Annotated in this window: 9 protein-coding genes; all 9 read right to left on the minus strand. The window is 38.9% G+C overall.

Features of this window, described 5'->3' with window-relative positions; all coding sequences use genetic code 11:
• Positions 1 to 29: 29 nt before the first annotated feature.
• The 9 genes from FERPE_RS02205 to FERPE_RS02245 all read right to left on the minus strand — a co-directional run bounded on the left by FERPE_RS02205 (position 30) and on the right by FERPE_RS02245 (position 14355).
• On the minus strand, positions 30 to 923 hold the full coding sequence (locus FERPE_RS02205) for a carbohydrate ABC transporter permease (protein WP_014451052.1): 894 nt from the start codon (positions 921 to 923) through the stop codon (positions 30 to 32).
• Positions 920 to 3868, minus strand: coding sequence for an extracellular solute-binding protein (locus tag FERPE_RS02210; protein WP_014451053.1), 2949 nt, complete (start codon positions 3866 to 3868; stop codon positions 920 to 922). The genes FERPE_RS02205 and FERPE_RS02210 overlap by 4 nt, the downstream gene beginning before the upstream one ends.
• A gap of 156 nt (positions 3869 to 4024) precedes the next feature.
• Positions 4025 to 5413 (minus strand): ABC transporter substrate-binding protein, encoded by a 1389-nt coding sequence (locus FERPE_RS02215; protein ID WP_014451054.1) that lies wholly within the window; start codon positions 5411 to 5413, stop codon positions 4025 to 4027.
• A gap of 34 nt (positions 5414 to 5447) precedes the next feature.
• Positions 5448 to 6365 (minus strand): hypothetical protein, encoded by a 918-nt coding sequence (locus FERPE_RS02220; RefSeq protein ID WP_014451055.1) that lies wholly within the window; start codon positions 6363 to 6365, stop codon positions 5448 to 5450.
• A 115-nt stretch (positions 6366 to 6480) separates the two neighbouring features.
• The gene (locus FERPE_RS02225; RefSeq protein WP_014451056.1) at positions 6481 to 7644 is read right to left on the minus strand and encodes a carbohydrate binding domain-containing protein; all 1164 of its coding nucleotides are present in this window, start codon (positions 7642 to 7644) and stop codon (positions 6481 to 6483) included.
• A gap of 40 nt (positions 7645 to 7684) precedes the next feature.
• Positions 7685 to 8260 (minus strand): hypothetical protein, encoded by a 576-nt coding sequence (locus tag FERPE_RS02230; RefSeq protein WP_014451057.1) that lies wholly within the window; start codon positions 8258 to 8260, stop codon positions 7685 to 7687.
• Between the two features lie 271 nt (positions 8261 to 8531).
• On the minus strand, positions 8532 to 9920 hold the full coding sequence (locus FERPE_RS02235; protein WP_014451058.1) for an ABC transporter substrate-binding protein: 1389 nt from the start codon (positions 9918 to 9920) through the stop codon (positions 8532 to 8534).
• 47 nt (positions 9921 to 9967) lie between these two features.
• Complete coding sequence (locus tag FERPE_RS02240) at positions 9968 to 11455, minus strand: glycoside hydrolase family 30 protein (RefSeq protein WP_014451059.1); 1488 nt, start codon at positions 11453 to 11455, stop codon at positions 9968 to 9970.
• A gap of 788 nt (positions 11456 to 12243) precedes the next feature.
• The gene (locus tag FERPE_RS02245) at positions 12244 to 14355 is read right to left on the minus strand and encodes a cell division protein FtsA (RefSeq protein WP_014451060.1); all 2112 of its coding nucleotides are present in this window, start codon (positions 14353 to 14355) and stop codon (positions 12244 to 12246) included.
• Positions 14356 to 14391: the final 36 nt, after the last annotated feature.

Here is a 14391-nt window from a genome sequence, read left to right on the forward strand (position 1 = left end):
CCCTAACTCTTAGTAATTTATTTATTTACTTAGTAGCGCTCTCCAAATAAACGCCATGCTATTCTTGAGAAGAACCAGATAATCAAAAGTAGCACAACTGAGAGAGCCGCCGCGTATCCCATTTCGTACCTGAGAAAACCGTAATCTTCGATGTGGTTTACGATTAGTTGACCGGCGTATTGTGGGGTTGGATTTGAGCCAGAGAGTGCAACTCCGATACCCGCAGAAGTAAATGTATTTACTATTGACATCACTGCTCCGAAAAGCATTTGTGGTTTCATTGCAGGTATAGTAACGTATATAATTTCTTGCAATCGGTTCTTTATGCCATCTATGTATGCCGCTTCGTAAAGCTGTTCATCGACGTTTAATATACCCGCAAGCATCGCTAAAAATCCTACTCCCATACTGCTCCAAAGCGAAACGAGAATCATAATATCCATCAAATGTTGTGGTGATTGTAACCACTGGACAGGTTTGTCTATAAGTCCAAGCTTAAGTAAAAGCGCATTCAGATACCCTTGCTGGTCACCGTTGAAAAGTACCCGCCAAATTACAGACATCGTGACACCTGCTGTTAGAGAAGGAGAATAAATTATCAAAGCGAATATTGTTCTCGGTATCCTAGTAAGTTGAGCGACAAGCCAGGCTAATATGAATGAAAGGATGTATCCACCAACACCAACAATCAAAGCGTATTTTATAGTGTTTGGTAAAACCTTTTGCATGAAGAGTGTGTCCCGTGTGATGAGTGTGATGTAGTTTTGTATACCTATCCACTTAGGTTTTTCAATTGCGTTGAAATAGGTAAACGAAAGGTATATAGCGACAACAACTGGTAATGCTATGAATACAATGAATAAAATCAAATATGGTGACAACAAAAGCCAATGTCCACGGTCTTTTTTTGAACTTATTCTCATTCTGTTTCACCTCGATTTACCACAGTCTTTAGGAATTCTTCCATACTGTCATACATCTTGTAATCTTTAACCTTCTTTCCATTGACTATGTAACCAAACTCTGTAAGTTTTCTTTCCAGCTCTCTGTTTATAAGTATCACGGACCTATCAATCGATGTTCGAAGAGGTTTACCCTCAATTACAACACTGTTCCATATATTGCTTACTTCTCTTTCAACCATATAACCGCCCGGATGTCTTTGGACTTCTCTAATCCATCTCCACTGTTCGAGTATGACTCTCTTGTGTCTTTCATCGATAAAATCGAGTTCTTTGAATGCCTCTATATTGGCTGTGTTCCAAAGGTAAGTTGGACCATACCTGTTGACCATCATCCTCGCGAATTTGACTTGCGTGTCTTTAGACATCCACCACTTGATGAATTCCCAAGCCTTTTCCTTCTTATCCGAATTTGCGAAGATAACAATAGCTCTATCACCTGCAACTTGGTATCTAAGAACTTGTCCGTTCTCGTCCTTGACTCCTGGTGAAGGAGCTATATCCCACAGCCCATAAATTTCGTCAGCAGCGTTTAATAGAGTTACATACAATCCGAAGTCACCAACACCTATTGGGATACGGCCGTATCTAAACGAGTTGTAAAAACTTGCAACTTGTTCTGGAATTCCGTATATCGCGAAAAGTTCGGTCATTAGTTCAAACGCCTTCACTGAATTTTCCTCGTTTATAGCTGTTTTCATGCCATCCTTTGTATAAAGCCTTGCTTTATTCTGGAAGAAGAAAGGAGCCGTTGTGTTGAAGTACTTCGTTGTTTGTTCACACATCGGGATAGAGAAATTCATTCCTCGTCTTTGGAGCTCAGGAAGTATCTTCTTTACATCGTCCCAAGTATCTGGTATCGGTATACCCAGTTTCTCGATAATGTCTTTTCGGTAGAAAAGTACATAGAAGTTCTGTGTTTCTGTTATTCCATACACCTTATCACTAATAACCATCGGTAATAGTGTTTCAATGTTAATGTTTTTTTCTACAAATTTGAAGAAGTCAGGAAAATATGAAAGTGGGAAGAGAGCATTCCTTATTGCAAGTTCAAACGGTATCCAATTGCTGATACTCATAGCAACGTCTGGAACTGCATTTGCAGCACTTGCTAAAACGAGTTTCTGTTCATTGGGCATGATAGAGAAAATCACTTTGATACCTGTTTTTCTTGTGAAGTCACTATCTGTTAAATACTGCAATGTCTCAACGTATTGTACGGGTCTATTTACCCATACTCTCAAACTTGCTTCATCAACCTTCTCGTATATGGAATAAGCTTCATTTTTGTTGAACAAGGATAGCCATAACTTTTGAAGTTCTTCGTAAGCGGTTATCAAAAACGTGGATTTCGGATAAGCGAACTTTTCAAGACTTCCTTGAAAAACGTAGACTTTGTCGATACCCATTGGCTGTTCTTTTAATCTCATCGAGAGTTCGGAAAGTCTTTGAGCGATGGAAGAAGATCCCTCACTAAGGACATCTATATAGAATGGCAATTTTTCAGGTTTCCTGAGGATGTTATCTATTATTCCAGCACATACGAGCATGTCTGCAATCGATGGTAGCCCTTGTTTACCCACAATATTGACTAACTTGTCATGTTCGGTTCTCAGGTTCTGTGAGATACTTTCCAAATCTGGTACAGCGTTCGGCATGTATTTTTCAATATTCCATGTTCGGTTTGGGTCTAAATTGTTTCCAACGAGTTTTCTCAGCTCTAAACCTATTTCTTGCAGTTTTTTCACGCTTTCTTGAAGAAATCGGATAGTTTCCTCATATATTCCTGTGGTAACTTCCAACGAGAGGATATGTAGTCCCTTATCAAGATAAACTTCGAAAGGTTCATTTTCTTCGCTCATTAATACGTGGTCTTTCCAGTTGTAACCAGTGTAGGGGAATGGGTAATCTACAAATTCTTTGAACGGGACTTTGCCATCTATAGAAATTCTCCTGAAGACAGGAATACCTCTATTCAGTGATTGTTTGTACCTGAAGGCTATTTTGTAATAACCAGGGGTGTCTACATAGAAAGTCCAAAAAACCTCTTGCCCGGCCTGTTTATAAGTATTCTCATCGACAACGTTAATCCTTTTTTTAAGAATTTCGTAAGGCGTTACCAAAGCGGTTTGCTCGTTGCTTACAGATATTAGTGAATCAGACTTGAATGACAGATTTTCAGCCTCAATGACTATAACGTAATCGTGACTTGAAATATTAGGCTCTAAATTTTTGTATTCCGCATAAGGCTTGCTACTGGTAAGGTAAGATTTTGGAACCAAATAAAGCCCCTCTATAGTTACTGGTGAACGGGTATTTTTAACCAAGATAGGATTATCACCTATGTTTAGTTTCAATAAGAGAGGACTTTTGGAAATTCTGCTTGCATCTTTGATAAATGCCATGTAGGTTTTTTCAAAAGGTTTTTGCTCGGGTGCTATTTCGTTACCATATCTATCGTAAATCTTTTCATTGAAATCATAGTAAGTGAAGTTATCCAGAATCCCCAGATAAGTTTTTCCATTTACCTCAAACTCTAAAGTTCCGTTACTTGTTGTGTTAGTACCGTATTTGTATTTAAGCACGACAGCGTACTCACCATCTTTATTAACAGAAAGAATCAGCGTTGTTGCTTCATCGTTTCCAAGAATAACAGGATTTTGGAAGTCCAAATTAAAAACAGCGTAATTATCTAAATCTGAAAATCTCATTTCAGAAAGCTTTTCATAAGCTTCCAAACTAGACATACCAACAAAATCTTTCGATACCTTTGTGGATTTCTCTACCAACTCAGCTATAGAAGCAACGAATTTTGTATAAACGCTTCTACCTGAAAAATAAAAGACTATCATAACAGCAACAACAATTAAGGCTATTATCCCAGACAAGATGAGAATTTTTTTCACTTATAATCAACCCCTTGCTTTGTTTTTGTTTAACTGTCTATGCTTTCTGCTTTTTTATTGAGCTTACTTGATATAATCCCGTTGGCTGAGTTAGTAAGATTTTGTGAATCTCAGCCAACGGGGGAAGTTACATATCAAACCTGGGATTATCCACCTTCATTTACCTTCAATTTGCTTTCTCAATTGTGGGAATTTCTTTTCCGCATCGATTAACTTCTTTTCGAAAATAGCCCAGTTTTCCTTTATCACTTTATTAGCTTTTTCTTGAGTCTCAGCGGCAACTGCCTCTGGTGTAACTTCTCCACGTCTGATTTTTTCGTTAACTGGGAATATAACGTCCCATATTGCTTCGAACCATCCTGGAACAACTTTCCACATATCCACTCTAACACTTTTATCAAGGTTTTTGAGCATCCATTTGATACCGTTTGGTATCTTCATTGTTTCAAAGTATTTTACAACATCTGGGTGCATCGTTGCAGGAATAAACCAATCAACCAATCTACCTCTTTCCACACCTTCAGACTCATACAGTTTCAATCTCGCAATAACACCTCTCGGGTCGTATGAAAGGAATTTAGCAAAGAGGAATGCTTCCTTTGGATACTTTGTCGTTGCACTTACAAACGTATAGTTGATATGAACAGGCAGTCTCATGCCTATCTTTGGATCGAATGGAAGAGGATAGTAATCGAAATTCCAAGGTACTGTATGTAGCCAGCTCCAATCGTAAGTTGCTTCAAATCCCATGAGCACTTTTGATTCTCTGAAAGCATCAGCATCTTTTCCAAACTTTTTCTGATAGTCATCGAGTTGACCTTGATTTCTCAATTCCTGATTTATAAGGTCATCGGAGACTAACCCAGGTATCGACTTAAGTTCTTTTTGCAACTTAATAGCTGGTATCCATCCTCCGTTCACAAGGTCAAATTCCCATTTTACTGGGTCAAAGCTCCAGAATGTTGTGTGTTTACTGAGAACTGCTGCCATAAACGTATCAAATTCCCATAGGTGATTGATACCAGAATATTCCCTCGTCGTAGCTCTTCTTGCATATTGTTTGAAAAGGTCGACAGTCCATTCTTCGTATTTTGGAACCTGTAAATTCAACTTCTTAAGTAAATCAAGATTCATAACTATACATTCAAAATGCAGCCTTTCCGGAAGGGCATAAGTTTTTCCGCGATACTTGAATGCGTTTTGTGCGCTTTCTGGGACATATTTATAGTCCGGGTCATTTTTAAGGAATTCATCTAATGGGTAAACCCAACCCTGAGAAACAGGATAAGATAGAGGTTCCCATGATTCTGCAATAACATCCGGGAGAGCTTGTTTAGCAGAGACACGTGCCGTCAAAAAGCTATTTACTTCTGGTTGGTTTACGACAAGTTTTACTTCAATATCCGGATAGTATTTGTTAAATTCAGTGATGAGTTTTTTGTATCTATCCACGTTCCAACTCCAAACAGATACCGTTATGGTAGCTTTAGCAAACGCAGAAACCACAAATAAAATTAGAAGCAAAGCCAATACAAACTTGCGCATTTAAAACACCTCCAGCCGAAATATTTGAATTCAATCAGAAATTGAAGCCTACAGTGAACTGTGTGTATTTGTATCCATCTTCTTCAAAGCGCACACGCAATTTACCATCAGCATTTCCCAGTTTCATTGCAATGTATGGTTCCAAAGATAAATCGCCCGTTGCGAAGTTATAATCTCCGCTAACTCCTATCTTGTAGCCCACAAGTTTGTAATTAACATCGCCAGCCAACTTGATTTTCGTAGGATCTGTAATAGTATTTGTCAAATCCATTTCTGCAGAAATGTTGGTCCCTGCAACTTCACCGACGAAACCAATTAGCATACCTTTGATTGTTGCGTTAACGTAATCGTATCCGCTAGCTAAGTAAAGTGTGAATGGTCTTATCGGATAAGCAAGCCTTGCACCAACCAAACCTTCGGACAAATCAGCTTTTCCTACAACGTTTAACGTCAAACCAAGTGGGTAAAAATTGTTAGTTTTCATAAGAAGTGCAAAAGTTAAAGGATTCCCGAAGTTTGTTCCGACATCGAACATAAAACCACCGAACGTGTAGATGAAAGACACTGTGCTTTTGTACCACAAAATTCCTGTTCCGTTATACGCCCATTTAAAGGAGCCACCACTTCCCATAAAGCTATTGTAATCTGCCACGTTTCTGTAGCCAAAGAACACCGTAAGGTTACTATTTACCTTCCATGGCATGAAGAGCTCGTTTACGTACATACTTGTGATATTCGGTGCTGTATATTTTACATCAACAACAAGCACTGCTCCACCTGATGTAACAACAAGATATGCTGCATTATCACCTGGGAACCAGTTGCGAACTGCAAGGGAGAAATCTGGGTTTATTGTGTAATTAAATTCTACTCTTCCGTTGAGTTGAACAGAACCAGCAAAAATGTTAATGAATACTAAGACAGAAAAAATCATCACAATTACTCTCTTCATATACTTCCCTCCACAATTGTTTTTCTGCAAATGTTACTCTAAAACTCTGGGTAACCTACATTCGGTTACCCAGAGTGCCTAATGTTTTTAGTAATTCTTCATGTACCGTGAACTTTCATTTCTTTGGGCTTATTGAAATATCGTCGAAGTAGACTGTGGTTGGTTTGTCTTTTCCGAGCTCAAAGCTCAATGTTACAACAGGATCCGCATCATCTGGGTGAGTGTATTCGAAAACGAATGTTTGCCATTCGGTTGAGAGGTCAACTTCTTGGTTGAAATAAACACCGTATGGAGCACCTGTTTGAACAAGTTTAACCCATATCTTTCTCGGTTCTGCTGCTTTCGCTTTGAACGAAATTACATAGCTGTTGCCTTTTCTCAGTTTCACCCATTGGTTGAATTGAACGTGCCAGGTTTCGGAGCCGGAGTTTTCAACTTTAACAAATCCTACACCATTTTCTACTCCAAAACTTTCCACCTTTGCAGGACTGATTCCATATTTTCCTGCTTCCCAAATCCACCATTCGGTTGGCATACTGCCTTGGTCATTTACTATTTTGTAAGCGAAATCGCCGTTATTAACAAGGTTATCTGGTTCTTCTTCATCGAAGTCGTATTCGACAGTTTCTGGTTCTTCTTCTCTAAATTCTTCAGGGACTTCGGATTCGTCAACTGGCTTCAAAATAACATCTGCAATATAGATTGTAGTTGCCTTGTCTTTACCTAACTCGAAACAGAAGTTAACGGTTTCGTCAGCCTTATCTGGATGTTTATAGTAGAACGTATATGTGTTCCATTCCTTTCCAAGTTCAACGGTTTCAGCAAAATAATTTACCCATGGATCATGGTTCATAAGTATCTTGATGTTGATTTTCCTTGGTTCGTCAGCCTTTCCTTTGAAGGAGATTAAATAGTACTGTTTTTGCTTAAGTTTGACCCACTGGTTGAACTGGATGTGCCACGTGTCGGTACCAGGGTTTGCAACTTTTATAAACGCGTACCCATCTTTTATACCATAAGCATCCACTGTTCCATCGCTAACACCGTAATTTGCTGCCTCCCAAATCCACCACTCGAATGGAGCATTTGCTTGGTCATTTTTGATGCTTGAGCGGAAATTCCAGTTGTTAAGCAAGCTTGTTCCAGATGTATCACTTGACTGTTGTTGCTGGACAACACTTTCAACTGCTTCTACCTTCTCTTGAAACTGGCAGGAAAAAAGTAGGAAAGCAGTGAAAAGTATTAATAATAACTTAGTAATTTTAGTAATTTTAGACATACCAGTCACCTTGCTTTCAAAAGTTTTAAAGTTTATAGGTTCAATTTGCTGTTTCGGTAGCTAATTTAATCTCAAGAACTATGCCTGGGATATTACCAATTTCGAAAGAAAGCTTCAAGAATTTTGGTACGTCGAAGTCCCTAGTAAGCTCAAGTGTAACTTCTGTTGCTTCTGTAGACACATCAAACGAATCTCTGACTGCATGAGCCTCATCCACATATGGCTCACAACCAAAGTAGTATGGGATTGTTGCATCTTGGTTCGCTTTTACACTCAGTTTGACAGTGTAATTGGTTTTTGAAGGATCATAAAATCTCAAAAGTTGGGCTTTCCAGTCATTATATTGACCACCTGTTAACTCAGTCCTAGTAGCTACAACTGTGCCATCAGCTTTTAAGATTGGAGGTTTCGTGAACATCTCACCATCTTGGAACCAATACCATTTTCCAGGTTCTGGGTTTGGAACCTCTTCCAGAGTGAACCAGGTTACTACTGTGCTTTCTTCTGTTACTTGCTGTTGGTCTCCTTGGTTCTGATCTTCTGGCTTAGCACATGATGTGAACACTAAAAGCGCTGCAAGAACTACCAAAAATACCACTAATCCCGTTCTCCTCATACCTTCCACCTCCTGAAAGTTTTTAGGGTTTTCAAACAGTTACTACACTAAAGTGCCGGCATTCATTCGAAGAAGAACATACTTGTTGTAACAACATGAAACTTTTTCAGTAACACTTGTATTATACTCATGAAACATGTTTCATACAAAATTGGCAAAAATCTGTGATTTTGGCTGGAAAAAGGTAAGGAATTGTAAAAAGGCTCGCTTGTGCTAAATAGAAAAAGCTCCCGCTTGTTTTTGCGGGAGCTTGCGATGGTTAATAATCTTTTTACTTACCTTCGATTTGTTTTCTCAGCTCGGGGAATTTCTTTTCTACTTCTGCAAGTTTCTTGGAGAATTCTGCCCATGCTTCTTTGATAATTTTGTTCGCTTTTTCTTGCGTTTCGGCTGCAACAACTTCTGGTTGTACTTCCCCTCTTCTCACTTTTTCACTAACGGGGAATATCACATCCCATGTTGCTTGATCCCACCCAGGAACTGTTTTCCACATATCTACTCGAACTGCCTTGTCGAGTTTCTTAAGCAGCCACTTTACTCCATCTGGAATTTTGAGTGAATCAAAGTAAGAAACAACATCTGGATGCATTGTTGCAGGTATAAACCAATCGATATTCCAACCATTTTCAACACCGTTTGCGTTGTCAATTTTTAATCTTGCAACAACTCCTCTGGGATCGTATGTAAGGAATTTCAGGAACAAGAATGCTTCCTTCGGATACTTGGTTGTAGAAGTCATAAATGCATAATTAACGTGAACTGGCATCCGTAGTCCTATCTTTGGATCAAGTGGGAGTGGGTAAAAGTCAAATTTCCACGGTAACGTCCTTATCCATGACCAGTCCCATGTTCCATGGAATCCCATCAAAACTTTTGATTCTCTAAACGCATCTGCATCTTTTCCGAATTTCTTTTGGTAATCATCCATCTCACCTTTGTTCCTTAACTCATCGTTTTTTAAATCATCAGAAACCAGCCCCGGTATAGATTTTAATTCCTTTTGCAGTTTTATAGCTGGTAACCATCCGCCGTTGACAAGGTCAAATTCCCATTTTGTAGGATTGAAACTCCAGTATGTTGTATTTTTGTTAAGGACAGCAGCCATAACATTGTCAAAATCCCACAGGTGATTTATACCTGAATATTCCCTCGTGGTTGACTTTCTTAAATATAGTTTGAATTGTTCAACTGACCATTCATATGGAGGTTTTGTTAGGTTTAATTTCTTAAGCAAATCCAAGTTAATGTAAATACCTTGAAAATGCAATCTTTCGGGTAGTGCATAGGTTTTGTTGTTGTACATAAACGCTTCCTTCAGCGCTTTTGGAATATATTTAACATCCGGGTCATTTTTTAGAAATTCGTCGACGGGATAAACCCATCCCTGTGAAACTGGATATGGTAGTGCCTCCCATGATTGGACAACAACATCAGGTAAAGGCTTTTTGGCAGCTACTTGTGCGGTTAGGAAGCCATTCACATCTGGTTCATTGACAACAAACTGGACTTCGATATCAGGGTAAATCTTTGTGAATTCAGCAGCGATCTTTTTGTATTTTTCCAAATCCCAACTCCAAACTGCCGCTGTAATCGTTACCTTTCCAAAAATTGAAACGCTTAATACTAACAACACCATGATAAGCCAAAAACTTTTTTTCATCGCTCATCCCTCCCTTGGAAGTGTGGTAACCTAAAAATTTATCGTTTTCATTCTTGCCAAACAAAAGTAGCGGATGCGTATGCTGGTAAAATGTATGAAAAGACTTCCAAACCGTCTTCAACAACTTGAACTTTCTTAGCTGTATTTGTTCTGTTGGACACAATGAGGACTCTCGAACCATTTGGATTCAAAAACGCAACAGATTCGAGTTTGTCTTGATATGTGTAAGAATCTATTCTGTATGCTCCTGGTAACACAAATTTACTTATGTGCCCAAGTGTGTAATAATCTACGTTGTATTTGACTTCACCTGTTTTTTGATTAATTTCTACTAATCCCCTGCATGTGCTCTTTGAAAGGATTGTTGGTCCTCTTCTTTCATCGAGAGCTATATTCCACCACACAACGGTCTTTGCCCAGTTCCTTGGAATTCTTATTACATGCATCATTTGGTCCATATATGCATTGAAAAATGCTGGCACCCAATCTCCGCCTGAACCTTCGGTGAACCAAATTTCCTTATCGGGGAACATCTCTTTTATCTTGCTCATCGCCTCGTGTTTTCCACCGTAGAAATGCCATGCTGAACCTGCTACGTATTTTGAAGCCTTCTCGTGAGATAAAACGTAGGCGGCATAAGTTGTGTTGTCCCAGTTATGGTCGTAGCACAAGATTTTCGTCTTGATACCTGCACTCTCAAAAGCCGGTCCAAGGTATTCGCCAATAAAATCTGCCTGTTCGACCCAGTCCATCTTCATACCAGGGTACTCTTTTGGAACGTACAATGGCTCGTTTTGAACAGTGATAGCGTAAATTGGTATTCCCTCAGCTTCGTAAGCCTTTATGAACTTCACAAAGTACTGAGCGTAAACACCGTAATACGACCTTCTTAACGAACCACCTATCATACTTCCTGTTGTTTTCATCCAACCGGGAGGACTCCATGGAGATGCCATAATTTTTAGCTCAGGGTTTATTTCCATCGCTTCTTTGAGAAGCGGGATGATATATTTTTTGTCGTGGTCAATTGAAAAATACTTCAACTCCGGGTCCTCAGCAACACCTGGGGGTAAGTCATCGTAACTATACAATTTGGTTGTATAGTCGGTAGCCCCCATTGGTTGCCTTAGAAAAGAGATACCAATGCCTTTCTCCCTATCGAATAATTTCTCCATGACCTCTCTTCTTTTTTCCGGGGATAGTTTGTTATATACAAGATAAGCAGAAGCATCAGTAAAAGAAGCACCAAAACCATCCATTTGTTGGTATTTTTTGCTAGTGTTGACAACTATTTTGTATTCCTCCTGATAGCTGGTTGAAAGTGGTTCTTTTATATCCACTTGTTTAAGCAAATGCTTTTGATCCACTGTTGTTAGCCAAACACGAACCTTTAAATTCTCCACCTTTTTAACCTCCTTAGTAGTGTTGTAGGCAGTTGTTAGCGTGTTTGAAGAGCTCAAAGTTGCTATGCATACTAAGAACAAAATCTGTATGTAAAGTGTGAATTTAACTAACGTTTTTTTCGCTCTACTCATAAATCGACACTCCTTGATTGAATTCAGAATGATGCAGCTGTGTACTAATTACAAACCACATTATAACCATGTAACATGTTACATAAAAAACCGGATTTTCTTTAATCAAATAAGAAATTACTAACTGATTGTCTTCAACCTTTCAAGCCCGTTCCAACAAGTGATTTAACAAAGAGGTCCTGCAATAAGGAAAAGAGAAATTACTTTGGCAAAAGTGCAATCATAGTTGCAGCCATTATAACACCCCAATTGTTGCAAGGACAACGTCGACTAAGAGTATCGTTAAATTTCTTGAAATTGTCTATATCAGCTATAAAGACGCTTACTTCTCTTTCATTTTGTAAAACAGCAGGTTCCCAAAGATGAACAACTTAAAACCTTCTTGTCCAAAGTGAGACTCCTTGTTTACATGGTCAGGACGAATATGGAAACCAACAACTCCTTTGCAAAGTTTGAAAACATCCTTTCAAAATTCCTCATTCTTACAAGCACAAAATCATGTCTTAGATGACCAAAAAGCCAATCGTAAAACATCCTATGTGCCAACAAAAACAAATTTTTTTACTAACTGTAGCTGAAGGTTGCTAGCTGCTTGTTAAAAAAATATTGAGATTTGAAGTAGAAACCTGCGCATGCACGAACTCACTTGTCAAAAAATACTATACTTATAAAAATACTATTAATAAGATTGCGCGAGCTTTCCAAAGATAAAACACGCAATGGAAAGCTCGCGCTATCGGAATTTAACTATCGCAATATTTCAACATATTTTAACATCGCTCTATGTTTCAGAAGATTTGGTTCTCACTTTCCGAAGATTCTATAGTTTCGTATTCAAAAGTTATTTCATCGCCACTATTCAAAATATCTGTAAATCCAACTTTTTCTCCGTTTTTGAGTAAGGTATATCTTTTGACCTTTCTTGGGTCAAAGTCAAATAATCTTAGAACATCTGCGACAATGAAGTTTTGTTCTTCAGGTATTTGTGTTTTTATTTTGTCCCCATCTTTAATTTCATAGTCTGGAGTAACGAGCTGGTCGTTAACCCACACTAAAACACCGTCTTTCGTTAGGACCGTTGGTTGACCGTTGACTTTTATAAGGATACTTATCTTTTCCATCTCTGGAAGGTCACGAACTTTTGGATAGTTTAAAACAAGTGCGTATTTTAATTCTTCTCCCGGTTCGACTGTGTTCTCATCTCTCAGCTCTAATTCGTCTTTGAAAATTTTTACTTCTCCAGCGTAAGCTTCTTTGTAAACTCCATTTACCGAGTACTCTATCCTTATCAAATCCTGATTCAAAAATTCCCTTATCTCTCCAACGGTGACTCTTTCATACGTTATTGTATCACCATCGCGTAGTTCGGTATTTTGAAAGACCTCTTTCCCGTTCAGTTTTACCTTTGGGTAGTATTCTATAACCTTATCCGTTTCAATTGAACGCAGGTATATGGGTTTTATTAAGTCATACAACATTGGTTTAGCGTCTTCTCCATCAATAGCTTCACCAACTTCTATGACATCTCCGTGTTTAACGGTATCACGCAGTGTGGCTTCAACACCGTTGATTTTAACGCTTGCTGGAACTGGCATTTTACCTTTTATAACTACCGGGTCACCATTTATCTCTATAACAACTGACCTTCCAGGTTTTCCAAGCAACGAGTGGATGTCCTTACCCATTTGTGCCAATACTTCCCAGACGGTGTATGTTCCCCTAAATCCGATGAGCTGAACCCTTTCGCCGTTTACAGTCACATGTTCGAATACGCTACCTGTCTTCGTCAAAGCCGTGTACCCGATACCCAAAGGGGTTATAAATTCACTTCCGACGATTTGCCCAGTCTTATCAATGAAATCCAAGTTCTTTGCCATTTTTAGGGAAACAAACTCTTCATCCATGTCAAGGTGTTTAGCCAAATAACTTGCAAAGATTGGTACTTTAGCGCCCCCACCGACAATCATAACTACCTGAGGTTTTCCACCATTGAGCTCTATTATCTCGTCTGCAATCTGCTCCGTCATATAATCTACAATGGGTTCTATAGCTTTTATTACGTCTTCTCTCCTTATTTCTTTTTCTTTGTCCAGGATATTTTTAACTCTTAGTACTTCATTTGTTTCGAGGTTGCGTTTTACAAATTCTGCTGTTGAAAAGTCGAGTAGAAAATTCTTAGTTATTGCCTCTGTAATTTCGTCACCTGCCAGAGGAACCATACCATACGCGATGATTGTTCCATCTTTTGATATAGCAATATCGCTGGTTCCTGCACCTACATCAACCAATGCAATGTTAAGTATTCTCAGATCTTCAGGAACGGTTATGTTTACAGCAGCAATAGGCTCGAGTGTCAGATGAGTTATCGTAAGATCGACTTTTCTTAATACCGACAGCATAGCTTCAACTACGTGACTTGGCAAAAATGTAGCAACTACCTTGACACTTGCTCTTCCACCTTTTAATCCTTCTATTTTTTTGAACCACATTCCATCCAATTCGTATCTCACAACAGAGTAACCCACACAGTACATGTTAGGTTCCACGTTGTCCATGGTATTTGCAACCGCTTCAAGCTCAAGCTTTGTTACGATGTCTGAATTTATTTCTTCAGTTTCACTCACGTCTGCCGACGCTTCTCCAAAATATGTTTTAAGAAATCTACCTGCAAGTGCAACCGCTACTTTTTCCAGTTTAACGTTATTTCTGCTTTCTAATTCGCTTTTTACAATACTTACAGCCCTTGCAACCTTTTCAACATCGTGGATTTGACCGTCGAGCATAGCTCTATGCTCATGCTCTCTGACTACCACGTCGTGAACAATCATTTTACCACTTTCATCCATGTCGACAAGTAAACCTGCGATTTTCCTGGTCCCAATATCTAGCGCAAATATCAAGGATTTCACCCCCGGTTACTGTCTAAACTGTCTAAT

The sequence above is a fragment of the Fervidobacterium pennivorans DSM 9078 genome, from assembly GCF_000235405.2.
Lineage (GTDB): Bacteria > Thermotogota > Thermotogae > Thermotogales > Fervidobacteriaceae > Fervidobacterium > Fervidobacterium pennivorans.